The organism is Methylovirgula sp. 4M-Z18 (genome assembly GCF_037890675.1).
In the GTDB taxonomy this organism is placed as follows: domain Bacteria; phylum Pseudomonadota; class Alphaproteobacteria; order Rhizobiales; family Beijerinckiaceae; genus 4M-Z18.
This window is the reverse complement of the sequence record NZ_CP149574.1, coordinates 1,199,759-1,224,081: the sequence shown is the minus strand read 5'-3', so window position 1 is coordinate 1,224,081 and position 24,323 is coordinate 1,199,759. Positions and strand designations below refer to the sequence as shown.

Here is a 24,323-nt window from a genome sequence, read left to right as displayed (position 1 = left end):
AAGGCATCGAAGATATTGGCGGTCCGCCTGTCGATGTCACCTTCTCCATCGGCTTACTGAGCCTCTTTAATTAAAGTGATACCGCCGATCCGGATCCTGGATCGTTCTGACATTTGTACAAGATCTCTGCGACGCACGGGTAAACTTAAGTATCGCCTACTACTTTAGGCGGCGTTAAGTTTGGGTGATTCGTGCTTGAGCTCCAGGGGACTTTTGTGTATTTGTGAATTGTTACACATATCAATGCAAAACGAATACGAAAGTTTCGAGGAGCTCCAGAGTTCCAGTTTTTTTGTTGGGCTAACGCCCACCCCTTAAAGACTGGCGTTGATCGTTGTCAGGACGGCAAGAAGAATGGCCTGGGCATAAATATACATAGGTTTATGGGCCTAATATTATTAATAAGTCCGTCGGCATGATCGTCTGGGTGCGGAATTGGCCAGGAAGAACTTAAAGGATTAAGTCGAACTGGCTCGGATCGGTAGGAAGGTGAGTTTTCGGGGAAGCCACAGAGGTCGTCCGATTCAATGAATGGGCGTACCGATTGACAACAAGACGCATTTCGAAAGGCTGTAAAAAATGTCTCAAGCCACGCAGGCTCTGGCTGCGCAGTTTCTGTCTCCCGAGTGGAAGACGCTCGTGTCGCCCCACGATTTGTTCGGCGAGCTTGAGATCAAATTGATCGAGGCGATGCTCAATGCGGAGCTGAGCCATCATTTGGAACTGGATGCGCGGGCCGGAAAGCGGAATTTTCGCAACGGCTATTGGCGTCGCACGATTCCGTGCCGGGACGGCGCGACGATCACGGTCCGCATCCCGCGCGAACGCGCCGGCCGGTTCGAGGCGCGCCTCGTGCCGCACCATCGCCGGCATTTTTACGGTTTTACCGACCGGGTTCTCGCCATCTACGCCCATGGACGGGATGTCGCCGAGATCGAGGACATGTTGCCGCTGCTGTATGATCTCGGTTTGCCGCGCGATTTGGCGCCGCGGATTACCGATGCGGTGCTCGGCATCGTCCGCGACTGGCAGGAGCGGCGGCTCGAACCAGCCTATCCTTTCGCCCTGTTCGCTGACCTGCCGATGACCACGCGGGAGCGCAAGCTGACCCAGGACCGGCCGGTCTATTACGCCTTGGGACTGAAGAGCGATGGCACGCGCCACCTCTTGGGCCTCTGGGTCCAGGACAAATCGAGCGATGATATCTGGCAGCAGATGTTGACTGACCTTGCCGCTCGCGGCCTCCATCGCATCACCGCCGCCGTGATCGGAGATCTTGACGCGCCGCCCGTCACCCAACCATCGTCCGGCGCGCCGTTGCCGGACCAGTGCGAACTCCATCACGTCCACGCGCTCAAGGACCTATCGGCGATCGCAGCGCGCCAGGCTCTCGTCAATAACATGTTGCGGCGGCAAGTGGCGGGCGGCAACGGCGGCCGCACGGCCAACGATCCCTTTATGGGCAATGTTATGTCGGGGTCGCGCCCATTCGGCAACATGACTTAGAAGACATCTTGCAATGATTCATCAAACGACTTTCGTCGACGTTGCACCGGCTCCAATACCACATGCTTAAAACGTCGGCGCCAAAGCCTTATACGCTTTGCTCTCGAATGGGACGTTACGAGTTCCCCATTGGATCGGCTGCGTCCATGGCATCGTCGATCAATCGCATGCAGAGCCCTTCAACTTTTGGGCTGACCGATCCATTGCGGGAACCTTGTTGAAGCTCGTCCATTAGTCCCTTCAATCCGCTGGGACTTAATCGCGCGAGGGCGCGGACGACGGCCTGGAGCGCAGCCTCAACCTCCCACATCCTTTCATTGAGTTGCTCTAACTCGTTCTCGGCGATCATGTTTTCTCCCTTTAAAAACAATCCGATGAATTTCCTTATATCCATATCGCGGAGCCAGGGGAATGAACTCACGGAACACACCCCTGCCGGCGAAAACCTTCGTTCGACAAGCTGGGGCGCAAACAAATGAAAACTCACAAAAGACCTGCGAATCGCCTTCCGATGCAGGGACCTCGCCGCGGCCGGACCGACTGTCGCAAAATCCGCAAAAATTTCGGCAGGATCTCACCCTGTCGCTCGGTCCAATGGGACATTAATGTGATTTTGCAAATACCTCCGATACATCATCTGATACATCACGGGAGGCTGGCCTTTCTCTTGCCAAACGTCACCCCGTATATTATTTTTTTGCGGCTCGAAGTGGCTCACAATTGAGCCATTGGATGAATGTTGTAGCAAAGTACCTTGCCCGATTTCGTAATAGATCAACAACGTGGTTTTTGTATTTATTTGCGACGAATATGGCACTCGCATTTGCAAGCTAACAAAATTATTAAACTACTCTATTTCTTATTTTTTAGGTTTTGATTGACGCTTACCGCACTATTTTCACGCAATGGATATTGCCTATAGGAGATCAAACAAGATGCTGCCGGCTCGGGATCACGCAGCGAGGATCTGCACTGCCGTGGCGTCTGGAGAAGCCGCTCAGTCGCAACTCGTCGCATCATGGAGCAGGTGCATCGGCGGCTACGGATTGGATCCTATGAGGGCGCAGCCGCCCCATATCTTGACTGCGGCCGAGCTGCGTAACTCCGTCGAGGAAATGGACGAAATCCTGTTTGCCGCTCGTGCCGCATTGGAGCGCCTGCATGCCGTGTCGCAAGGCACCAAAGCATGTATTCTGTTTGCGGGGCAAAGCGGCATTCTTGTTCATAGCAGTGTTCCGTTGTCCGACGCCGCGGAATTGCATCGACTGGGCCTTCATCCAGGAGTTGACTGGAATGAGCAGACCGAAGGGACTAATGGAATAGGCACGTGCCTGGTCGAAAAGAGCCCGCTTCTGATCCACAAGGAGCAGCATTTTTACGAACGGCACATGAGCGTGAGCTGCGCCGCCGCTCCCATATTCGATCACGTCGGTGAAATCGCGGGGGCTTTGGACGTGACGATTTACGGCCCCGACACGGACGGGACCTGGCCGGCCCATATGGTGTCGCTGGTTGCCGAAACGGCTCGGCAAATCGAAATCGACTACTTCCATCAGAAATTCAGCGCGGCACGGATTATTTCGGTCGCCGGTCGCTCATCCCGATCAGGGGCTGCGCTCCTGGCGGTGGATGGCGACGACGTCGTCGTGGGAGCGACACGGGGCGCGCGGACAGCCCTGAAGCTGACCGACCGTCAGCTGCGGGAAGGCATTTGTGCCCGGGATCTGTTCGACAATACTCCGGACGATCTGTCTCAGGCCGAACGCAGCATCATTCGCCGCGCGCTGGTTCGAAGCAAGGGAAACGTCTCCGCCGCCGCAAATTTGCTCAACATCAGTCGCGCGACGATGAAGCGAAAACTCGCCTACTACGACCTGCGCAAGAAAAGCTGATCATTTAACCTGTTGAAAAGTCGGCGCGAAAGCGCGAGATGCAGCTCGTGCCGGCTTGCCCGCCTATCGTGACTTGGCCCACTCTATCGGGAACACTTCACCGCACAGGGGGCTTCGTGACTCAGATTCCGCTCGCCTATACGACCGTCATGACCGTCGTCGCCATGATCGTGAGCGCGAGCATGGGCCGCCTTTTGAGCGGCCTCGCCAAATTCGTGCAGCACCCGGGCGTGCTGCGGATCTTTTGGCCCCATGTCGGCTGGGCCGTGTCGATGCTGATCTTTCTCCTGCACTTCCTGTGGTGGGAAATTCACCTGCGCGACCTCGTCGACATCGATTTTCTGGTCTTCGCCTTCGTGACCTTCTACGGCTGCCTGCTGTTTTTCCTGTGCACCCTGCTCTTCCCCGACACATTGGCCGAATACAATGGCTATGAAGATTACTTCTTATCGCGGCGGCGCGTGTTCTTCGGCCTGCTGGCCTTTGCCTATGTGATCGATATCATCGACACGGCACTGAAGGGCCAAAGCTATTTTGCGTCGTTGGGCCTCGAATATCCCATCCGCAATGCAGTCTATGTCACCCTCTGCATCGCGGCAATCTTCGTCGCGAGCCGGCGCTTCCACCTCGTCTTTGCCAGCATCGGCCTCATCTACCAGATCAGTTGGATCGTCCGGGCCTATGACACCATGCAGTAAGGCCTGTTGACGCTTATAGATGGACGCTAGGCGATCACACAGCGCCAAGCGCTGCATCGACCGCGTCGCCGAGGCGCTCGACGATCGCATCGATGACCTCCGGCGTCGAGATGAACGGCGGCGCCAGCAGGATATGATCGCCTTGTCTGCCGTCGATCGTGCCGCCGCCCGGATAGCAGCATAGCCCCCGCTTCATCGCCTCGGCCTTGATGCGGCCGTTCAATTTGAGCTCGGGCGAAAACGGCACCTTCGTGATCGGGTCGGCGACGAGTTCGAGCCCCATGAACAGGCCGCGCCCGCGGATGTCGCCGATATGGGTATTGTTGCCGAAGCGCTCGCGCAGGCGCGAGGCGAGTCGCGTGCCCATTGCCTGAACATTGTCGAGCAGGCGATCGCGTTTGATCACGTCCTGCACCGCAAGGCTCGCCGCCGCCGCAACGGGATGGCCGAGATAGGTGTGCCCATGCTGGAAGAAGCCGGAGCCCTGCTCGAACGCCGCGAAAATATGATGGCCCAGAAGCACCGCGCCAATCGGCTGATAGCCGCCGCCGAGGCCCTTGGCGATCGTCATCAGATCAGGCACGATTCCGTCCTGCGTGCAAGCGTGCAGCGTGCCGGTGCGGCCCATCCCGCACATCACCTCGTCGAGGATCAGCAGAACGCCATATTTGTCGCAAATGGCGCGGATGCGTTTGAAATAATCGCCGACCGAGGGCACCGCGCCCAAAGTCGCGCCCACCACCGGCTCGGCGACGAAGGCGATCACCTGATCAGCCCCGAGTTCCAGGATTTTGTCCTCGAGCTGCTGCGCGGCACGCGCCGCAAATTCCGCATCGCTTTCGCCGGTGCGCTGATAGCGGTAGGCGTAGCACGGATCGATGTGATGGGTCTCGATCAGCAACGGCTGAAACTGCGCACGGCGCCAGGCATTGCCGCCCGTCGCCAGCGCGCCGAGCGTGTTGCCGTGGTAGCTTTGCTGCCGCGCGATGATATGCCGGCGTTGCGGCTCGCCCTTCTCGACGAAATATTGCCGTGCCATTTTGAGCGCGGCTTCCACCGCTTCCGAACCGCCGCTGACGAAATAGACGTGGTCCAACCCCTCGGGCGCCTCCTGCACCAGGCGATCGGCCAGCGCTTCCGTCACTGCGCTCGTGAAGAAGCTCGTATGCGCGTAGGCCAATTTGTCGACCTGCGCATGGATGGCCGCGATCACGTCGGGATGGCCGTGGCCGAGGCACGATACGGCGGCGCCGCCCGACGCATCGATATAGGCGCGGCCATCCGCATCGAACAATTCGACGCCCTTGCCGCCCACGGCGACCGGCAGGCGGCCGCGGATTTGCCGGTGCAGAATATGTGTCATGATTTTTGGTTCCCGTGCCTGGGTTTGAGATGGATGTCGAGGGCGGCGAAATAATCGTCGGTCTGCCGCAGCGCCTTGAGCGAGCCCGTGCCGTCGCGGCCGGCCACCAGCGCCGCCAGAATTTCGGCGACGATGAAAGCCGGCGCCATCGTGTGGAAGAACGACGGACTGTCGGTCGGAACCACGATGGTCTCGGCGGCGAGCGTGGCGAGCGGCGCGGCCGCGTGATCAGTCAGCGCGAGAATTTTCACGCCCCGCCCCGCCGCATAGCGCGCCAGATCGATGCTGGCACCGGTATAGGGCTGCACGCTGACCGCGAACAGCATATCGCCGCGCTTGGCATGGCGAAGCTGGTCGGCGCCGGTGCCGGCGAGCCCGTCGAGCAGCACGGCGCGATCGCCGATCAGCGACAGCACGTAATGCAGGTGCCAAGCGACCGCGTGGCTGGAGCGCAAGCCGAGACAGAAGATGCGCCGCGCGGAAAGAAGCATCTTCGCGGCGCGGACATAGGCGTCGAGCATCTCCGGCGCCGCCAATGCCGCGATCTGCCCCCGCATCGTGTCGAGAAGGTCGGCGGCCAGCGCATGGTCGCCTTTGCGCTTCTGCCGCGCCGCCTGCGTCCCGACCTTATCGGCAAATCCCGTCGTGCCGCGGCGCAGGGCCGCAGCGTGCAAATCGCGCAATTCGTCATAGCCGGCAAAGCCGAGATGTTGCGCGAGCCGCGTCATGGTCGCGGGCTGCAGCTCGGCGCGCCGCGCCAATTCGCGCATCGACAGAAGCGCCACATCCTGCGGATGCGCGAGGACGAATTGCGCCGCAGCCTGCAATTGCGCCGACATGGCGGGCAATGCGGACGAGATCTGATGATGCAAGGGCGAGGCGATCATGAAACATATGTATCATAAATTGCCAAGCTATTGCAACAATCGTTTCATCGTGCTTGAATGGGCCGATTTCGACGGAGTGATGCCATGTCCCTTCCCTTCAGCAGCATCATGGTCGCGCCCAACGGCGGGCGGCGCACCAAGCAGGACCATCCGGCCTTGCCGCTCGGCCCCGCCGAGCTTGCCGCGACTGCCGCAGCCTGCCGCGAGGCGGGCGCGGCGGCCATCCACATCCATGTCCGCGACGCCGATAACCGGCACCTTTTGGACGCCGACGCCTATCGCGCGGCGCTCCAAGCCATCCGCAACGCCGCCGGCGACAGAATGATCGTCCAGATCACCTCGGAAGCGCTCGGGATCTATCAGCCAGACCAGCAAATGGCTGTCGTCAAGGCGGTGCGGCCCGAGGCGGTCTCGCTCGCCCTGCGCGAACTCGTGCCGGAAGCCGCCCACGAACCGGCCTTTGCCGCGTTTCTAACCTGGCTGAAGGCGGAACGGATCCTGCCCCAGATTATTCTCTACACGCCGGAGGAAGCTGCGCGTCTGGCCGACATGCAGCAGCGCGGTGTCATTCCCTGGGACCATGTGCCCGTGCTTTACGTGCTCGGGCGCTACACAGCGAACCAGACCTCAACGCCCCAGGACCTCGACCCGTTCCTCGTCCCATCCCAGCCGCAAGCGCCACACTGGTCGGTCTGCGCCTTTGGCCGTTACGAGGCGGCCTGCGTGCTTGCCGCCGCCCTGCGCGGCGGCCACATGCGGGTCGGGTTCGAGAACAACCTCTGGCGGCCGGACGGCACGCCGGCACAAGACAATGCGGCGCAGATTGGCCTAGTCGCCGACATTGCCGGCAGGCTTGGGCTGGGCCTGCTCGATGCGGACGGCTTGCGGCAAAGCTGGGCGCAAGCTTGACGCATGACAGGCGCCCTTATGCCACGCTTTCGCGCGGAAGAAGGGCGATAACCCCATACAACCAATTGACTTTTCATAACAATACACCACTTTCTTACAAAAATATTGCGGGAGGATTCGATATGTTTCAGCAGCTTTTGACGCCGGTCGGCGACAATCTCTTTTTGTCCTTCATCGTCGCCGCATTGCCGATCGTGACGATGCTGATTCTTCTCGGCGTCGTGCGGCGGCCAGCTTGGCAGGCCTCACTCGCCGGGCTGATCGTCGCGCTCGTGCTCGCCCTCGCCGTATGGCAGATGCCGACGGCTCTTGCCTTTGACTCGGTGGCGAATGGCATGGTCTTCGCGCTGTGGCCGGTGATGTGGATCGTGGTCAATGCGCTGCTGCTCTACAATATCGCGGTGGCCTCCGGACGGTTCGACGCGTTCCGAACCTGGGTCATCCAGCATCTGCCGGACGACCGGCGCGTGGTGCTCGTCGTCATCGGCTTCTGTTTCGGCGCCTTGCTCGAAGGCATTGCCGGTTTCGGCACGCCGGTCGCGATCACGAGCTCCTTGCTCATCCTCGTCGGCTTTCCAGCACAGGAAGCCCTGGTCTTCGTCCTGATCTTCAACACCGCACCGGTTGCCTTCGGTGCGCTCGGCGTGCCGGTGACGGTGCTTGGCAGCGTAACCGGATTGCCCGCCAATGTGCTCGGCGCGATGGTCGGGCGGCAATTGCCGTTCATGGCGCTGCTGCTGCCGTTCTATGTCATGTTCGCCTATGGCGGCATGCGTTCGGTGCGCGCGCTGTGGCCGGTCCTCCTCGTCGCCGGCGCGAGCTTCGGCCTGGCGCAATTCGTCACCGCCAATTTCATCGATTACACGCTCACCGACGTCTTGTCGTCGCTCGGATCTTTGATCGTGACCCTGCTGTTCCTGCAGATCTGGCGGCCCGCGCCCGATCCGCAATTCGCGGTTCAATCCGCAGCGCTTGCCGACGCCACGGCGCCGAGCAACGTATCCCCCTGGCAAGGCTGGATCCCGTGGCTCGTCGTCTCCGCAGTGGTGATCGTCTGGACGGTCTATAGCGTTGCGGCGCAGGGCCAAGTTGGCGTTCAATGGCCGGGGCTGCACAATGCCATCTCGATCACGCTCTATAACAACAAGCCCTATGGAGCGATCTGGGCGTTCCAGCCGCTCGCCACCGGCACCGCCATTCTGGTCGCGGCCATTCTCACCGCGCTCCTGGTGCGCATCAGCCCGGCGACATTCGTCCAATGTATCGCGCGCACCCTGTCGCAATCCTGGATCGCGATCGTCACGGTGATGCTGGTGCTCGGCCTCGCCTATCTGATGAATTATTCCGGCATGGCCTATACGCTCGGCGACGGCGCCGCGGCCACCGGCCATCTGTTCATCCTACTGTCGCCATTCCTCGGCTGGATCGCTGTCTTCCTGTCGGGCAGCGACACGTCGGGCAATGCGCTGTTCGGCAATTTGCAGGTGGTGGCGTCGCGGCAACTCAACTTGAGCCCCGTGCTCTTTGCCGCCACCAATTCGTCCGGCGGCGTGATGGGTAAGATGATCTCGCCGCAAAATATCGCCACCGGCGTTTCCGTCACCAATCTGAAAGGCCAGGAAGGCATCATCTTCGCCCGCACCTTCGGCCACAGTATCATTTTGACCCTGGTGCTGGTCGCGCTGGTGATCGTGCAGCAATATATCGTCCCCGGCATCATTCCCGTCGTGCCGGGCCAATAAAACAGCGATAAGCCGCGACCTATGGGAAGGCCACGATGTCATCCCGGGCTAGACTCGGGATCCAGAACCGCGCAGCGCGTGAATCATCATTAGCACTGCGCCGCAGGCCACTCTCGCAAATGCTCATGTGTGGCGCTGGATCCCGGATCAAGTCCGGGATGCCAGACGTTGGTGTCACATGAGTCCGAAGTAAGCGCCGCCAATACAACGCGGCATACAGCTTACCACACGCCGGTATTGGGCATGCTCGCCCACGGTTCGGCGGGCGGCAGCGGCGGGCCGTCCTGCAGCAATTCGATCGAGATCTGATCCGGCGTGCGGATGAAGGCCATATTGCCGTCGCGCGGCGGCCGGTTGATCGTCACGCCAGCCTTCATCAATTTTTCGCAAAGCTCGTAAATGTTGTCGACGCGGTAAGCGAGGTGACCGAAGTTGCGGCCGCCGGTATAGACTTCCGGGTCCCAATTATAGGTCAGCTCCAGCAACGGCGCGTCGAACGTCTTGTTGCCCTTATCGTCCTTCGGCGCGGCCAGGAACACCAAAGTGTAGCGGCCTTTTTCACTCTCGTGCCGGCGCACTTCGACAAGGCCGAGCTTGTTGACGAAGAAATCGAGCGAGGCATCGAGATCGGTGACGCGGATCATTGTGTGGAGATATCGCATGGAGGGGTGCTCCTGACTTGCTTTTCCGGGTGCGAATGAGCGAAGAGATCTGGGACGGAATCTTGAGGGAATGATGACGTCCGACATATAGGGCAGAACCGTTAGATGGCAAACACCGCCGAAACCAAAGAGAAGGCCGCGCTTCTGTCGATTGGGGCGAGCGCCGCACTCAGCGTCGCGAAACTTGTCGCCGGCCTGCTGTCCGGCTCGCTCGCACTCTTGTCGGAGGCCATGCACGGCGCACTCGATACCGGCGCGACGATCTTGACCTATTTCGCCGTCCGCGTCGCCAACAAGCCCGCCGACGACACGCATCCCTACGGCCACGGCAAGGTCGAAGCGGTGGCCGCGCTGGCCGAAACCGGCCTGCTCGCCGTGCTCGCGATCGGCGTTGTCGTCGAAGCCTTCCGCCGCTTGTGGGAGCACACAGGGACGGTTACCCCCAATTGGCTCACCTATGGCGTCCTGATTATCTCAATCGGCGTGGATTTCGTGCGTTGGCGCGGCCTGCATCGCATCGCGCACGAGACGGGCAGCGTCGCCCTCGCCGCGGACGCGTTGCATTTTTCCAGCGATTTGATCGGGTCGTGCCTCGTTCTCATCGGCCTCATCGCGACACGCTTTGGTTTCACCCAGGGCGATGCGGTCGCCGCCATCGGCGTTGCGCTATTCATTGCCGTTGCCGGGTATCGTCTCGGCCGTAGCACAATCGACACTTTGGTCGATGCCGCCCCGAAAGGCCTTGCGGCGCGCGTGCGTGCTGCGGTGCAAGCGGTGCCAGGCGTCGCCTCGATCGAGAACGTGCGGCTGCGGCCCGCCGGCGGCCAGATCTTCGGCGAAATCCTCATCAATGTGCCGCGCACCTTGACGCTCGAGCGGACGCAAGCGATCAAAGCGGAAATCGGCCGTCAGATTCTTGCCGAATTGCCCAATTCGGACGTGACCATCACGGCCAATCCGCAAGCGCTCGACAACGAGACTTTTCTCGAACGCGTGCTGCTGATTGCGGCACACCGGCGCCTGCCGGTTCATCATGTCACAGTGCAGGATGTGGACGGGCGCAAATGCATCAGCCTCGATCTTGAAATCGATGGCCGGATGAGCCAGGGCAACGCGCATCGGATCGCCTCCGAATTGGAAAGCATGATCCGCCTGGAACTCGGCGCCAACATCGAAGTCGAAACCCATATCGAGCCGCTCGAAACACGCGAGTTGCACGGCGTCGACGTGGATCCAGCCGTGACGCAAGAGATCGCCACGGCCCTCGCGCAAAACGCCAAGCATGGCGGCGTGATCTGCGAGGTGCACAATGTACGCGCGCGCGACACCGGCGCCGGCCTCGTCGTCAACTACCATTGCCGCGTGGCGCCCGAGCGCAGCGTGAATGACGTGCACGCGGCGGTCGATGCGCTCGAGCGCGCGACGCGCGGTGGCTTTCCGCACATCACGCGGCTTGTGGGCCATGCCGAACCGCTGCGGCCTCTAAGTTGAGGCCGCAGCGAATCCATCACCAATGGACGAGCCTGCTATGCACAATTCCATCACTTTTAATGGGACTGCTGGAAGCCGGCCACGTCGTACTGAGATTTGCTCTTCGGGTTGTTGGAATTCTGCGGCGCATTGCCTGCGTAATGTGTTCCCGCGTTCCCACTTGGGTTGAAGGGCGAACCCGGGGAAGCGCTGGCGTGGCCCGGTGTGACGCTCCCTGTCTGCGTGGTGCCAATCGTTTGGCTGGGCTGGCCCTTCGTCCCAGTGATCGTGTGGACATCGAGGGCAAAAACCAGGCCGGTGGAGGTTATGAGCAAGGAGACGCCGAGCATCATCGGCGTGATGGGATGTTTCATGATGTTCTCCCAAAAGTGCTTGATTTTAGGAGGAGCGCCCGGGCCTTAGGTGCGCCCGGCTAATCACGCATCATACCACCGACGCTATCTGGGACCACCGCTCTTTGCGAGCCTCACGGATCTGTGATGTCGCGCGACTTGATCCAATAAATTCAGGGAGTTGAGGCAGGAAAAGCTAGATTTCGACTTGGTGCAGCAACGCTTCGGGATTTCAAAACTGCCCTCTTCAATATCGGCGAAATACGACTTGCATAGGGTAGGTGGGTATACTATATGGTGCGTTGTGTCCCATACTATTCGCGAAAAACAAAAACTGCTGGCGCGCGTGCGCCGGATCAGAGGCCAAGTCGAGGCCATTGAGCGTGCGCTCGATGGCGAGGCTGGTTGCGATCAGGTGATGCACCTGATCGCTGCCACGCGCGGCGCAATCTCAGGCCTCATGGCTGAGGTCATCGAGGACCACGTGCGCACGCATCTCGCAGACGCGGAGCACCAACCGCTTGCGTCGAAGAACGAAGCTATCGAGCAGCTTGTGGATGTCGTCCGCACCTATCTCAAATGAGGCCCAACATGAGTCGCAGCACTGAAACCGCCGCCGGCGAGGCGTTCCACAGTCATGTTTTCCTGGGCGAAGGACATGAAAAGAGTGAGCGTAAGACCTGGTCGGTGATCTGGCTATGCGCCGCCATGATGGTCGTCGAGATCGTTGGCGGATGGCTGTTCGGTTCAATTGCGCTGGTGGCCGATGGGCTGCATATGAGCACGCATGCCGGGGCTTTGTTGCTGGCGGCGTTGGCCTATACTTTCGCCCGGCGCTATGCCCACGATGAGCGTTTTACTTTCGGCACAGGCAAGCTCGGCGACCTTGCGGGTTTTACGAGCGCAATCATTCTTGCCATGATTGCCCTCCTGATCGGCTACGAAGCCGTCGCTCGGCTGTTCGATCCTGTGCCAATCCATTTTGCCGAGGCTATTCCCGTGGCCTTTCTTGGCCTTGCGGTGAATGTCGCCAGCGCGTGGCTATTGAGCGGCGACCATCATCACGGCCACGGGCACGGACACGCCCACGATCATCATGGGGACGACGAAACCCGCGTGATCTCCACTGCGAGCGGGGATGTGTCTCTCGAAGTGTTCGAGGATGGCGTGCCACCACGTTTCCGGCTACGGTCGGACTCTGGCTCTGCCCTCGTCGCCTCTGCGGTGTCAGTCGAAACCCTCCGGCCCGATGGCTCGCGGCAAACCTTTGCCTTCGCCGATCGTGACGGCTTTGTGGAATCCATCACGGAGATTCCCGAGCCGCACGAGTTTACCGCTGACGTCACGATTGGCGCCGAGCACTATCCAGTCGTCTTCGAGGAACATGAACACGCGCATGGCGCCGCAGCACACGATAACAACATGCGTGCCGCCATCATTCATGTTATTGCCGATGCCGCCGTTTCGGTTCTGGTCATCATCGGTCTCATCCTCGCCTGGATTTTCGGATGGCTTTGGATGGATGCCGTCGCAGGTATCGTCGGCGCGATCGTCATTGCGAACTGGTCGGCGTCATTGATCCGCGACACAAGTGCGATCCTGCTCGATATGAATCCGGATCGTCAAATGAGCGGAAGGATTCGGACGGTCATTGAGGAAGAAGGCGATCGGCTGGCAGACTTGCATGTGTGGAGGCTCGGTCCAGGGCATCTTGGAGCAATCGTTTCCGTCGTCAGTTCTCCCTCACATAACGAGGCATTTTTCCGCGCTAAACTTGCCCGGTTCAAAGCGCTGTCACATCTGACAATTGAGATCAGGCAGGCAGGCTGAGCGCCGCAGCGCAACTGATGTCATTGCGTGCTTTGCCGTAAGCCAAAAATGAAAGCCCTCACATCATCCCGGGCTTGACCCGAGATCCAAGGCCGCGCGACGAATGACTCATCAGCGGAGCGCGAGCGACAATCTCGCCAGCCATCCTGGACGCGGGGTTGTCGTATCCGGACGATGTGGCTATCGTTGCCGTCAACGGCATGAAATGTGCCGATCATTGCGGGCCTCTTCTCAAGACGAGCCATCGTTAGGGGGAAAAAATCGATATGCGCGCATTCTACCATCCCGACCAGGCCTTGCACGATCCCCAACAATACATGCAAATCGGCCGGGTGGTGGCACCCAAGGATTTGCCGGTCCGCACGGAAAAGCTGATCGGCGCGCTGACCGCGCGCGACATCGCGATCGAGCAGCCGCACGAAGTTGGACCCGATGCGATCCGCGCCGTGCATGCGCCGTATTACATCGATTTTTTGATGTCCGCCTGGGACCGCTGGTCGGCGCTACCCGTACATGGTGTCGAAGTCTGGCCCAATACGTTTCCTTATTGGAACGGCCGGCCGGAAGAGGCCGCGCGGCCGCCCTGCCCGGCTGACAGCATCATCGCCCAAACCGGCTGGTATTTGGGCGATTTGTCCGTACCGATGGGGCCACACACGTGGCTCTCCGCTCTGCGCGCGGCCGAAACCGCGATCTCGGCGGCCGAGGTGATTGCGCGCGGCGGACGTAGCGCCTATGCGCTGTGCCGTCCCTCCGGCCATCACACCCGCAGCGACCGCGGCTCCGGCTTCTGCTATCTCAACAACGCGGCCATCGCCGCGCAGCATTTGCGCAACACATTCCCGCGCGTCGCGATTCTCGATGTCGATGCGCATCACGGCGACGGCACGCAGCAGATCTTCTATCATCGCGCCGACGTGCTGACGATTTCCGTGCACGCTGATCCGCTCAATTACTATCCGTTCTTCACCGGCTATGCGCACGAAACGGGCCTCGGCGACGGCGCTTATTTCAACCTGAATCTTCCTCTGCAGCCTGGCTCAACGGGCGACGCGATGGCCACGGCGATCGATGTGGCGCTGGAGCGCATCCGCGCCTTCGACGCGCAAGTTCTGATCGTCGCACTCGGCTACGATGCGCACCGCCTCGACCCGATCGGCGTGCTCAAACTGGAGGTGGAAGATTTCGGCAAGATCGGCGCACAAATTCGCGCCGCCGGCCTGCCGACTTTGATCGTGCAGGAAGGCGGCTATGCCATCGATGTCATCGGCGATTGTTTGGGAGCTTTCCTCGATGGGCTTGGAGGGTGATAGCGACCGCATGAAGAGAGCAATTTTCCGATTCTGAAAGAACGGAGAATTGCCCTAGTGTGCATCGCTAGCGGCCATTCCACCTGGCTCGGCCCAGCAGTGGGGCCGAGCCGGCGTCGATTAGTGCGAAAAGCCAGCGGCGGTCTCGCTCAGGCTTTTTCCCTTCGTCTCGGGAGCCCACAGCTGCGACACCACGGCACCGCTGAAGACGACGGCCGCCGCGACCAGCATCGTTGTCGAAACACCGAATTTCTCCACTCCGATCGGCAGCAAGAAGGTGCCCATGCCGGCACCCACGCGGCTGACGGCGGCAGCGAAACCGGTGCCGACCCCGCGGACCTCGGTGGGGAACACTTCGCCGGGGTAGATACTGGTCAGCGTCCCATTCATCGCGTTCAAGAACGAGAAGACGAGGAAGAGAGCCAGCACCACGGCTGACGGTGCCCCCGACCACAGGCCGATAACCAGGAAGACCCCCATCGTGATCCACTGCGGCGGGACGGTGAACAGCCGACGACCGGCCTTGTCGATCAACGCCACCGTGACGGCGACCCCTGCCACCGCGACCATCGATAGCCCCACACCACCGGCGAGCCCGCCATTGAGGCCATACTTCTCCAGCACGCTGTCGGCGAACGTCGCGATCGCAAAATAGGGCAGCACGTTGCAGAACCAGAACCACGAAACGAAGACCGTCATCCGCCAATATTTCGCGGAGAACAAATCTGCGAACCGACCTTGACGTACCACCTCGTGCTCCATGTCCGCCATCTCTTCGGCACTCTCCAGATATTTGTGCGCGATGACGCGAGCCTCGTCTTTCCGGCCCTTGCTCCATAACCAACGCGGCGATTCGGGCAAGCCGAGCCGGGCGATGAAAAGGACGACCGCGATAAACGTGCTCGTTCCGATAATGAACCGCCACGGCAGCGGTGCCGGCAGGTTCAGGATGTAGCCCGCAGTGTAGCCGATCATGAATCCCCCATACCAGGCCAGGATCGTGACGCCCATCAAGCGTCCCCGCAACCGGGCCGGCGCAAATTCCGACATCAGTGGCCAGCCGACGGAATATTCGGCACCGATGGCGACACCCATCAACAGGCGCACCGCGAACAGCATCTCCACCGAGTTGATGAAGAACTGCATCGCCGACGCGGCCACGAACAGCGCCATATCGATCATGAACAATGGTTTGCGGCCGAACTTGTCGCCGGCCCATCCGCCCAGCGGCGAACCGATCAGGATGCCGAACAGCGCAGCCGACGCGATGAGGCCCATATCGAGTGTCGACATGCCCATCTCTTGCTTCATCACGGACGTCACCGGGCCGATGACCCCGAGGATGTAGCCGTCGAGGAGCATGCCCCCGGTAAGAACGGCGATCATCCTCTTCATGAAACGTCGTTTGAACGCCGTCGAGGTCTCGCCGGAAGTGGCCGTTATGTTTTCTATTGATGACATTGAGCACTCCTCTAGAAGGCCGCATTCAGCCGTCGACACGCGCATGACGCCCGTTCGAAGCTGTCGAGTTCGGCAGGTTGGGATGGGTGACTACTCGCCGGCTACTGCAGCCCATCGGCAAAGTCCCGCGAGAGCAGCCAAAACGCGCGGCAGCCTCTTACGGGAAGAACCAGCGGTCGTTGTTTGATTGTGGCGGAACGGCTTACGGCCCGGTTCAATCGGGATCGACGATCGAATGTAGAAGCGAGCTTGATTCTTGAGTGACGACCGGAGTTGCAAGTATAACTCCGATGAGGACGCGCATCATAATTGAGTGTCTCATCATTTTATCTTTCTCCCACGAGCATTCGATATTATCGTCGTTCGTATATTATTGTTTGTATATTATTGTTCTCGGCCAAATTCGGCCTCAATTGCATAATTACGTAAAACACAGATTCGAATTCGGCAAACGAGGATTTCCTTGGGCGCTGCAGAAGGCGCGCCTTATGCCAACGTATTCTTTGCGAAGTAATACCAAAGGTCGCGAGCAGCGACCTTTGGGCCGCTCTTCATTTTTCGCAATCGCCTTGAAAAGGCGAAAAATGAAGAAGGGAACCAACGGTCACTCCTCGTGACCGTTGGTATAAGATAGGCCGAAGCCGCGATCTCTTGCTCATATTGTCAGGCTTCATGCGCGGTCCGCCAGATTGAACGCCAATCGCGTCATGAAGAAGCAGGCGCATGACCATTGCACACCACGACATGCATGCTGTTGTCATATTCTCTGCGCTGTGAGTATTGTTATTGTATGTTGCCCAAACGCCGGTACCTTCCCTCACTCGGTTCGTTCGCCACGTTCGAAGTCGCGGCAAAGCATCTCAGCTTTACTCTCGCCGCGAACGAACTCAACGTCAGCCAGGCCGCCATCAGCCAGCAGATACGCGGACTCGAAAAGTCGCTTGGCGTTACCCTGTTCATCCGCAAGCACAACAGCCTTGAATTGACGTCTCATGCACAACAGCTCTTGTCGCCGGTCGCAGGCGCGCTCGATATCATTTGCGACGCGATCAACGGGATCAACGCACCGTCTGCTCCGCCGCTGATCACCTGTTCAGGCACCAATGCCGCGATCGCCTGCTGGCTGAAGACATATGTAGACAGGTTCCGTTCCAAACGGCCAGACGTCAGGTTCGTTCTTTTAGCATCCGACGAAGACGACACATTGAGAAACTTCGACGAGGTCGATCTTTCTTTCATTTGTGGAAATGAACGCTGCGAGGTCGGGGAATCTCTCTATTATCTCTTTCCGGATATCGTTCAGCCGGTATGCAGACCAGCCTACCTCAAACGCCATGGGCCGTTTCCAGATCCGCAAAGCCTCGCACATGCGGATCTACTGGATCTCCATCGGAAACATTGGACGTCCGATGCCATTGGCTGGCATCCGGTTACCTGGGACGACTGGTTCCGCGCGAACGGCTTCGATGTGCCGCATATTGCGCCGATCATGATCAGCAATAATTACCCGCTTCTCGTGAATGCGGCGGTCAAAGGCGAGGGAATCGTTCTGGGGTGGCGTCACCTGGTCGCATCGCAGGTGAACGATCATGCGCTCTGCGTGTTGTTCGATGCCCCCGTTCGAGTGGATCGAGGTTATTATTTGAAAGTGAACCGGGCGTCCTTGGACAAGCCGCATGTGCAGGAGTTCATCGATTTCGTTCTCACGAATCTTGCGGCCTTAGAACAAGAACGCCTGTTAGGCGCAGCAGCGACATAGCTTCCGCTGAATATTGCGGTGCCACGGCACGCAGGTGGCAAAACTTTCGCAGGAGATGGATGGATTTCTCCGCTCGCACTCAACTCTTGTTTGCCTAAGTTGAGCATTCAAAAATGTTGCGAACCCGCGCAAGCACGGTTCGCAGTGGCGGTGTGGCAGTCGATTTGAATGTTGCTGATCAGATCACAACCTAAATCACATAAAGCCTGTCCGGCAGCTCGTTTTTCGCATCTCGACGCGGAGGAAAAGGCTCGGCGAGCAGATCGCCGGATTGTTTGAGCGCATCGACGAAACCTTGCGCATAATGGCCGTCGCGGGCATGGATGACAAGGCGTTCGACCACCGCCTGCCACGCATGATTGGGAATTTTTGCGGCCACACCATCATCCGCGATGATGCGAACATAGCGCTCCGCCACCGACATGAAAATCAGCACGCCCGTGCGTTCGCTCGTATGCCGCAAACCGCGGATGGCGAATTGTTCGATCGCGGCGCGATGGGCGCGGCTGCGCTGGATGTTGCGCGGCACGAGCCGCATCCGCACAGGGGCCAAGGACAACACGATGCCGAGTGCGAGAAAGGTCAAAAGCTGCGCCGCGTAAATATGCTGCACCGGCCAATGGGTGAGCAGGATCAGCGGCAGCGGCACGCACAAGGCGATGAGCGCCGCCCAGGTCAGCGGGATATAGCCGTAATAGGACGAGCTTCTGGCGAGCACGCACACCAATTGCGCGCTGGTGTGCGCCTCGGTCGCCTTGATCGCCGCTGCGACGGCCTCATAATCTGCGCGCGCGATCGGCATCACCAGCCCCCCGATGCGCCGCCGCCACCGGACGACCCGCCGCCGCCCGAAAAGCCGCTGTCTGAGCCGCCGCCACTGGAGGAGCCACCGCTCCACGAGCCGCCGCTGGAGCCGAAGCTGCCCGGAATGAAGGCCGCACCGCGCCGCGCGTTGCGCGACATGACGAAGAAGACGAAGACGAAAATCGCGATCATGATGAAGGGAATGAGCTCCGCCATGGCGTCGTCGCCCTGATCCTGCCGCAGGGCTGGCCGCTGCTGCCATTCCGAGGAATCGGTCGTCAGCACGGCGATGATCTCGTCGATCCCGCGCGACACGCCGCCGGCAAAATCGCCGCTTTTGAAATTCGGCACGATCGCATTGGCGATGATGACGCTCGACAGCGCGTCGGTCAGGGTGCCTTCGAGGCCGTAGCCGACTTCGATCCGTACTTTGCGCTCGCTCGGCGCGACGAGCAGCAGCACGCCATTGTTCTGCCTCGCTTCGCCCAGCTTCCAGGTGCGGAACAGATCGTTGGCGAAAGGCGCAATATCCTGGCCCTGCAGCGAGGGCACCGTCGCGACGACGAGTTGAATGCCGGATTTGTCTTCGAGATCCTTGAGCTTGCTAGTGAGTTGAGCTTGCGTGGACGCGTCGAGAATATGTGCATTGTCCACCACCCGGCCCGTGAGAGTCGGGAAGCTGGTCGCGGCGAGAGCGACACCGGTAAAAACGACGAAACAGAGCGCCAGAAGCCAGGCGATGGGCGCACGCTGCTTCGCACCGTTGGCGGGCTGGATGCCCGCGACCCTAAGGACCTCAAGCCGCCCCATGCGCTAGAACTTCACTTGCGGCGCGGTTTGCGCGGCGTCATTCGCCGTGAAGGCCGCCATCGGCTTTTTGTCCCGGAAGAAGAGCGAGGCCCAGAGGACGCCGGGGAAGGTCTGAAGGTCGGTGTTATAGACGCGCACCGCCTCGATATAATCCTTGCGGGCGACGGCGATCCGGTTCTCGGTGCCTTCCAGTTGCGATTGCAGCGCCAGGAAATTGGCGTTCGATTTCAGGTCCGGATAATTCTCGGTCACCGCCAAGAGCCGGCCCAGCGCCCCGCTCAATTGCTGCTGCGCCTCCTGGAACTGCTTGAGCTTCTCGGGATCGCTCAAGGACGAGGCGTCGATCTGTACCGACGTCGCCTTGGCGCGCGCCTCGACCACGGCGGTGAGCACGTCCTTTTCCTGTTTGGCATAGCCCTGGACGGTCGCCACCAGATTGGGAATGAGGTCGGCCCGGCGCTGGTAATTGTTCTGGACATCGGCCCAGCGTGCCTTAGCCGCCTCCTCATCCGTCGGAATCGTGTTGTAGCCGCACCCCGCAAGCGGCAGGGCCAAAGCCATGATCAAAAAGACAAACCGCAAACGGCCGAACACTTTCGTCATAAAAATCCTCCCACCGGAGCCTGAAGCAATTTAGCATAGCCGCCACGACCCATTTGTGAAGCCAGCGCCTCTTGACGGCGTCAATGAAGAATGTTAGCAATCGATAACTAACATTATCGTGCACCCTAGCCCGACCGTGAGGCCGATCCATGTTTGCTTCTTTGATGTCATCCCGCCGTTTTGCACCCTTGTTCTGGTGCCAGTTCCTTTCGGCCTTCAATGACAATTTCGTGCGGTACATGCTGGCGATGCTGCTGCTGTTCCGGGTCGGCGAGGAGCAATCGGGGTCGCTGATCACGCTCGCCTTGGCCGTCTTCATGGTGCCAACCATCTGTCTTTCGGGCTTGGGGGGCGAATGGGCCGACGCGCATGACAAGAGCCTGTTGATCCGGCGACTGAAATTCGCGGAAATCTTCGTGCAGATGATCGCCGCCGCCGGTTTCGTCACCGGCTGGCTACCCCTATTCTACGTCGCCCTGCTCGGACTGGGCACGATTTCCGCCCTGTTCGGGCCGATCAAATACGGCATCCTGCCGGACCATCTGAAATTCTCCGAACTGCCGGCCGGCAATGCGCTCATCGAGGGTGCGACCTTCCTGGCCATCATCTGCGGCATCATCGCCGGATCCTATGCCGCCTCGACCGGCAGGTCCGCCTACAATATCGTCGCGCAATTGATGATCGTCGCGCTCTCCTGCTGGCTCACCGCGCGGCTCATTCCCTCGACCCCGGCCCGGGCGCCCGACCTCAAGGTGCGCGGCAACCTCGCCGCCTCGACCTTCAGCCTGATCCGCGAATTGCGGGCCGATCCGCGCCTGTGGACAGGCGCGCTCGGCATGAGCTGGTTCTGGATGCTCGGCGCGGTGGTGATGTCGCTGGTGCCGGTGCTAATCAAGAGCCATATCGGCGGCGGCATTCAGGTCGAGGCCGCAATCAACCTGATCTTCGCGGTCGGCATCGCTCTCGGCTCGCTCCTCGCCGCGCTTTTGTGCAACGGCCGCGTCCTGCTGCTGCCGGTGCCCATCGCCGCGATCCTCATGGCGCTGTTCCTGCTGGACATCGGCACGACGACGATCGGCATGGCCCATGCCACGCAGGAAATTTCGGTCTTGACCTTCTTGGCCAGCTCAAAAGGCATGCACATAAGCCTCGACATCGCCCTCCTCGCCGCATCCGGCGGTCTGTTCGCGGTGCCGTTGAATACGGCCATCCAGGAATGGGCGCATGAGGATCACCGGGCCCGCGTCATCGCCGGTGTGAATGTAATCAACGCGCTGTTCATGGCCGGCGGCGCCGTGCTGACTGCCGTGTTGCAAAGGCCGGAGGTCGGCTTCTCGGAACCTGCCTTGCTGATCGGCCTCGGCGTGCTGACCATCGGCGCCGGCGCGTGGCTGTTCCGCGCCCTGCCGGGCAATTTCGTCGGCGACTTCGCCAATCTTTTATTCCGCATCTGCTTCCGCCTCGAAGTCAAAGGCCTCGAGAATGTGGAGCGTGCCGGCGAGCATGTCGTGATCGCGCTCAATCACACCTCCTTCCTCGACGCGCCGGTCATTCTTTCGATCCTGGACGAGAAGCCGGTCTTCGCCATCGACTGGCAGATCGCCAAGGCCTGGTGGGTTAAGCCCTTCTTGCGCGTCGCGCGGGTCTATCCGATGGACCCGACGAAGCCATTGAGCACGCGCGGCCTGATCCAGGAGGTCAAGCAAGGCCATCATCTCGTGATCTTCCCGGAAGGCCGCCTGACCGTGACCGGCGCCTTGATGAAGATCTACGACGGCGCCGCGATGATCGCCGACAAGAGCGACGCCATGGTCGTGCCGGTGCGGCTCGACGGGTTGGAGCGCACCTTTTTCTCGCGCCTGACCGCTGCGCAAATCCGCCGCAGCCTGTTCCCCAAAGTGCGCGTGACCTTCCTCGAGCCGCGCAAACTCGCGATGGATCAGACGCTCTTCGGCCGCGCGCGCCGACAGGCCGCCGGTGCCGCGCTCTACGACATCATGTCGGACCTGATGTTCGCGACCTCGAATCGCGAACGCACGCTGATGCAAGGGCTCAAGGCCTCGGTGAAATTGCACGGTGGCGGCACGATCATGCTGCAGGATCCCATCGGCGGTACGCTGAGCGCCAACAAGGTGCTGATCGGCGCGGCGGTACTCGGCCGCAAGATCATGGGCTTCAGCCAGCCGGGCGAGATCATCGGCCTGATGCTGCCCAATGCCAACGGCGCCGCGGTCACATTCTTCGCCCTGCAGGCGGCGGGCCGCGTCCCGGCGATGCTCAATTACACGGCCGGCGCGAACAATCTCATCTCCGCCTGCAAGGCGGCGGGCGCGAAAAGCGTCCTGACCTCGCGCGCCTTCATCGAGAAAGCGAATTTGGGCAAGGTCATCGACTTGCTCGCCAAGGAAGTGACAATCGTGTGGCTGGAAGACCTGCGCGCGTCGGTCACGACTTACGACAAATTGCGCGGCATGATGGACAAGGGCCGCGCCTTCGTCGCACGGCAGCCGAGCGATCCCGCCGTGGTGCTCTTCACTTCGGGCTCGGAGGGAACGCCGAAGGGCGTCGTCCTGTCGCACAGCAACCTGACGAGCAACATCGCGCAAGTCGCGGCACGGTTCGATATTACGGCCCAGGACATTGCGTTCAACGCGCTGCCGATCTTCCATTCGCTCGGGCTCACCGGCGGCCTGCTGCTGCCGATGCTGACGGGCATGAAATCCTATCTCTACCCCTCGCCCCTGCACTATCGCGCCATTCCGGAACTCGTCTACGGCATCAATGCGACCGTGCTGTTCGGCACCGATACGTTTCTGATGGGCTATGCCCGCACCGCCAATCCCTATGACTTCCGCTCGATCCGCTACATCATTGCCGGTGCCGAGCCGGTCAAGGCGGAGACGCGCCGCGTCTATATGGAGAAATTCGGCCTGCGCATTCTCGAAGGCTATGGCGTGACCGAAACCGCGCCGGTGCTCGCCGTCAACACGCCGATGTTCAACCGCATCGGCTCGGTCGGCCGGCTCATGCCCGGCGTCGAACATCGGCTCGAAGAGGTGCCCGGCATCGCAGAGGGCGGCCGCCTGCATGTGCGCGGCCCGAACGTGATGCTCGGTTATTACCGCGCCGAAAACCCAGGCGTGCTCGACGCAACGCCGGACGGCTGGCACGATACCGGCGACATCGTCACTGTCGACGGGCAAAAATTCGTCACCATCAAGGGCCGCGCCAAGCGCTTCGCCAAGATCGCCGGCGAAATGGTGTCGCTCAGCGCAGTCGAACAAATGCTCAGCGGGCTCTGGCCCGACAGCCTCTCGGCGGTGGTCGCAGTGCCCGACGCCAGGAAGGGCGAGCGGCTCATCCTGGTGACGACGAAGGCCGGCGCCTCGCGCGCCGAGGCGCTCGCGCAACTCAAGGCGAAAGGCGCGACCGAGCTGATGGCGCCGTCCGAAGTGATGAGCGTCACCGCCATTCCCCTGCTCGGCACCGGCAAGACCGATTATGTCGAACTCAACAAAATGGTGCGCGCCACGGTTGAGGCGCAGCCGAAGATCAGCGAGGTGCAGGAAGCATGAGACCCGCCGCCAAGCGAGACGGCGCGCAGACGCGCGCCAAAATCGAACGCGAGGCGCTGCATCTTTTTGCGACGCATGGCGTGAAGGCAACCTCGGTCCGCGATATTGCGACGGCTGTCGGTGTGTCCGAACCGGCGCTCTACCGGCACTTCGACTCGAAAGAACACATCGCCCGCGAAATCTTCGAGCAGCATTATCTCGATCTCACCCAGCGCGTGCGCGCGATTGCGGTTGCACCCGAGCCCTTCCACGGACGCATCGCGCTCCTGGTGAAATTGTTTTGCGATCTGTTCGACAACGAGCCCGACGTCTTCACTTTCATTCTGCTCAATCAGCACGACCATTTGCAGTTCATTCCCGATGAGGAAGACTACAACCTTGTCATCGCGATCTATCAATTGTTCGCCGAAGCGCGCGATACGGGCCAGATCGCGATCCTCGACACCAATCTCGCCGTGGCGCTGGCGCTCGGCGCGGTGGTGCAAACAGGCGTGTTCATGCACTACGGCCGACTGGGAGGAAGACTGCAACATTACGCACCCGAAATCACGACGAGCCTTTTAAGATTGCTCGGAGCTAAGCAGCCGAACCGGATGTGAGGGGTGACAACGTCATTGCGAGGAGCGAAGCGACGAAGCAATCCATCTCCCAACCAGGAAGTCTTGGTACGATTGATGCCACTGCAACAA

Annotated in this window: 21 protein-coding genes; 12 read left to right on the top strand and 9 right to left on the bottom strand. The window is 60.4% G+C overall.

From position 1 onward, the window contains the following. Positions 1–579: 579 nt before the first annotated feature. Positions 580–1,506 (top strand): transposase, encoded by a 927-nt coding sequence (locus V9T28_RS05560; protein WP_116401551.1) that lies wholly within the window; start codon positions 580–582, stop codon positions 1,504–1,506. A gap of 115 nt (positions 1,507–1,621) precedes the next feature. On the opposite strand, the gene V9T28_RS05555 is transcribed toward V9T28_RS05560, so the two are convergent. After that, entirely contained in the window at positions 1,622–1,927 is a 306-nt protein-coding gene (locus V9T28_RS05555; protein WP_147306459.1) for a hypothetical protein, read from the bottom strand. 634 nt (positions 1,928–2,561) lie between these two features. On the opposite strand from V9T28_RS05555, the gene V9T28_RS05550 reads away from it, so the two are divergent. Both V9T28_RS05550 and V9T28_RS05545 read left to right on the top strand, forming a co-directional pair. Then, complete coding sequence (locus V9T28_RS05550; RefSeq protein WP_158554829.1) at positions 2,562–3,398, top strand: GAF domain-containing protein; 837 nt, start codon at positions 2,562–2,564, stop codon at positions 3,396–3,398. Positions 3,399–3,562: 164 nt separating this feature from the next. Next, complete coding sequence (locus V9T28_RS05545; protein ID WP_116401579.1) at positions 3,563–4,096, top strand: hypothetical protein; 534 nt, start codon at positions 3,563–3,565, stop codon at positions 4,094–4,096. 34 nt (positions 4,097–4,130) lie between these two features. On the opposite strand, the gene V9T28_RS05540 is transcribed toward V9T28_RS05545, so the two are convergent. Then, a complete protein-coding gene (locus tag V9T28_RS05540) occupies positions 4,131–5,459 on the bottom strand; it encodes an aspartate aminotransferase family protein (RefSeq protein ID WP_116401548.1) in 1,329 nt (442 codons plus the stop codon). After that, positions 5,456–6,346, bottom strand: coding sequence for a MurR/RpiR family transcriptional regulator (locus tag V9T28_RS05535; RefSeq protein ID WP_116401547.1), 891 nt, complete (start codon positions 6,344–6,346; stop codon positions 5,456–5,458). The genes V9T28_RS05540 and V9T28_RS05535 overlap by 4 nt, the downstream gene beginning before the upstream one ends. An 84-nt stretch (positions 6,347–6,430) precedes the next feature. On the opposite strand from V9T28_RS05535, the gene V9T28_RS05530 reads away from it, so the two are divergent. Both V9T28_RS05530 and V9T28_RS05525 read left to right on the top strand, forming a co-directional pair. Further along, positions 6,431–7,255, top strand: coding sequence for a 3-keto-5-aminohexanoate cleavage protein (locus V9T28_RS05530; protein WP_116401546.1), 825 nt, complete (start codon positions 6,431–6,433; stop codon positions 7,253–7,255). A 122-nt stretch (positions 7,256–7,377) separates the two neighbouring features. Further along, positions 7,378–8,997, top strand: a complete 1,620-nt coding sequence (locus V9T28_RS05525) for an L-lactate permease (protein WP_116401545.1) — start codon at positions 7,378–7,380, stop codon at positions 8,995–8,997. A 221-nt stretch (positions 8,998–9,218) separates the two neighbouring features. Here V9T28_RS05525 and V9T28_RS05520 read toward each other — a convergent pair whose 3' ends face one another. After that, positions 9,219–9,659, bottom strand: a complete 441-nt coding sequence (locus V9T28_RS05520; RefSeq protein ID WP_116401544.1) for a VOC family protein — start codon at positions 9,657–9,659, stop codon at positions 9,219–9,221. Positions 9,660–9,764: 105 nt separating this feature from the next. Here V9T28_RS05520 and V9T28_RS05515 point away from each other — a divergent pair, with 105 nt between their 5' ends. Next, on the top strand, positions 9,765–11,150 hold the full coding sequence (locus tag V9T28_RS05515) for a cation diffusion facilitator family transporter (RefSeq protein ID WP_116401543.1): 1,386 nt from the start codon (positions 9,765–9,767) through the stop codon (positions 11,148–11,150). Between the two features lie 56 nt (positions 11,151–11,206). Here the strand turns inward: V9T28_RS05515 and V9T28_RS05510 are convergent, their stop codons facing one another. Further along, the gene (locus V9T28_RS05510; protein ID WP_199500177.1) at positions 11,207–11,503 is read right to left on the bottom strand and encodes an adenylate cyclase; all 297 of its coding nucleotides are present in this window, start codon (positions 11,501–11,503) and stop codon (positions 11,207–11,209) included. Positions 11,504–11,786: 283 nt separating this feature from the next. Here V9T28_RS05510 and V9T28_RS05505 point away from each other — a divergent pair, with 283 nt between their 5' ends. From V9T28_RS05505 to V9T28_RS05495, 3 genes are all read left to right on the top strand, one after another. Then, complete coding sequence (locus tag V9T28_RS05505; protein WP_116401542.1) at positions 11,787–12,065, top strand: metal/formaldehyde-sensitive transcriptional repressor; 279 nt, start codon at positions 11,787–11,789, stop codon at positions 12,063–12,065. 8 nt (positions 12,066–12,073) lie between these two features. Further along, complete coding sequence (dmeF, locus tag V9T28_RS05500) at positions 12,074–13,312, top strand: CDF family Co(II)/Ni(II) efflux transporter DmeF (RefSeq protein ID WP_116401541.1); 1,239 nt, start codon at positions 12,074–12,076, stop codon at positions 13,310–13,312. Between the two features lie 266 nt (positions 13,313–13,578). Beyond that, a complete protein-coding gene (locus V9T28_RS05495; RefSeq protein ID WP_116401540.1) occupies positions 13,579–14,622 on the top strand; it encodes a histone deacetylase family protein in 1,044 nt (347 codons plus the stop codon). A gap of 120 nt (positions 14,623–14,742) precedes the next feature. Here the strand turns inward: V9T28_RS05495 and V9T28_RS05490 are convergent, their stop codons facing one another. After that, entirely contained in the window at positions 14,743–16,083 is a 1,341-nt protein-coding gene (locus V9T28_RS05490; RefSeq protein WP_245424137.1) for an MFS transporter, read from the bottom strand. A gap of 790 nt (positions 16,084–16,873) precedes the next feature. Here V9T28_RS05490 and V9T28_RS05485 point away from each other — a divergent pair. After that, positions 16,874–17,842: a LysR family transcriptional regulator gene (locus V9T28_RS05485; protein ID WP_116401538.1), complete on the top strand. Its 969-nt coding sequence runs from the start codon at positions 16,874–16,876 to the stop codon at positions 17,840–17,842. A 190-nt stretch (positions 17,843–18,032) separates the two neighbouring features. Here V9T28_RS05485 and V9T28_RS05480 read toward each other — a convergent pair whose 3' ends face one another. Genes V9T28_RS05480 through V9T28_RS05470 form a run of 3 tightly spaced genes read right to left on the bottom strand, consistent with a single transcriptional unit; the run spans position 18,033 to position 20,059 of the window. Beyond that, on the bottom strand, positions 18,033–18,644 hold the full coding sequence (locus V9T28_RS05480; protein WP_116401537.1) for a TPM domain-containing protein: 612 nt from the start codon (positions 18,642–18,644) through the stop codon (positions 18,033–18,035). Then, positions 18,644–19,456, bottom strand: coding sequence for a TPM domain-containing protein (locus V9T28_RS05475; protein WP_116401536.1), 813 nt, complete (start codon positions 19,454–19,456; stop codon positions 18,644–18,646). The genes V9T28_RS05480 and V9T28_RS05475 overlap by 1 nt, the downstream gene beginning before the upstream one ends. A 3-nt stretch (positions 19,457–19,459) precedes the next feature. Then, positions 19,460–20,059 (bottom strand): LemA family protein, encoded by a 600-nt coding sequence (locus tag V9T28_RS05470; RefSeq protein ID WP_116401535.1) that lies wholly within the window; start codon positions 20,057–20,059, stop codon positions 19,460–19,462. A gap of 149 nt (positions 20,060–20,208) precedes the next feature. Here V9T28_RS05470 and V9T28_RS05465 point away from each other — a divergent pair, with 149 nt between their 5' ends. Next, on the top strand, positions 20,209–23,634 hold the full coding sequence (locus tag V9T28_RS05465) for an acyl-[ACP]--phospholipid O-acyltransferase (protein WP_116401534.1): 3,426 nt from the start codon (positions 20,209–20,211) through the stop codon (positions 23,632–23,634). Then, complete coding sequence (locus tag V9T28_RS05460) at positions 23,631–24,233, top strand: TetR/AcrR family transcriptional regulator (protein ID WP_116401533.1); 603 nt, start codon at positions 23,631–23,633, stop codon at positions 24,231–24,233. The genes V9T28_RS05465 and V9T28_RS05460 overlap by 4 nt, the downstream gene beginning before the upstream one ends. The last annotated feature ends 90 nt before the right edge of the window (positions 24,234–24,323 follow it).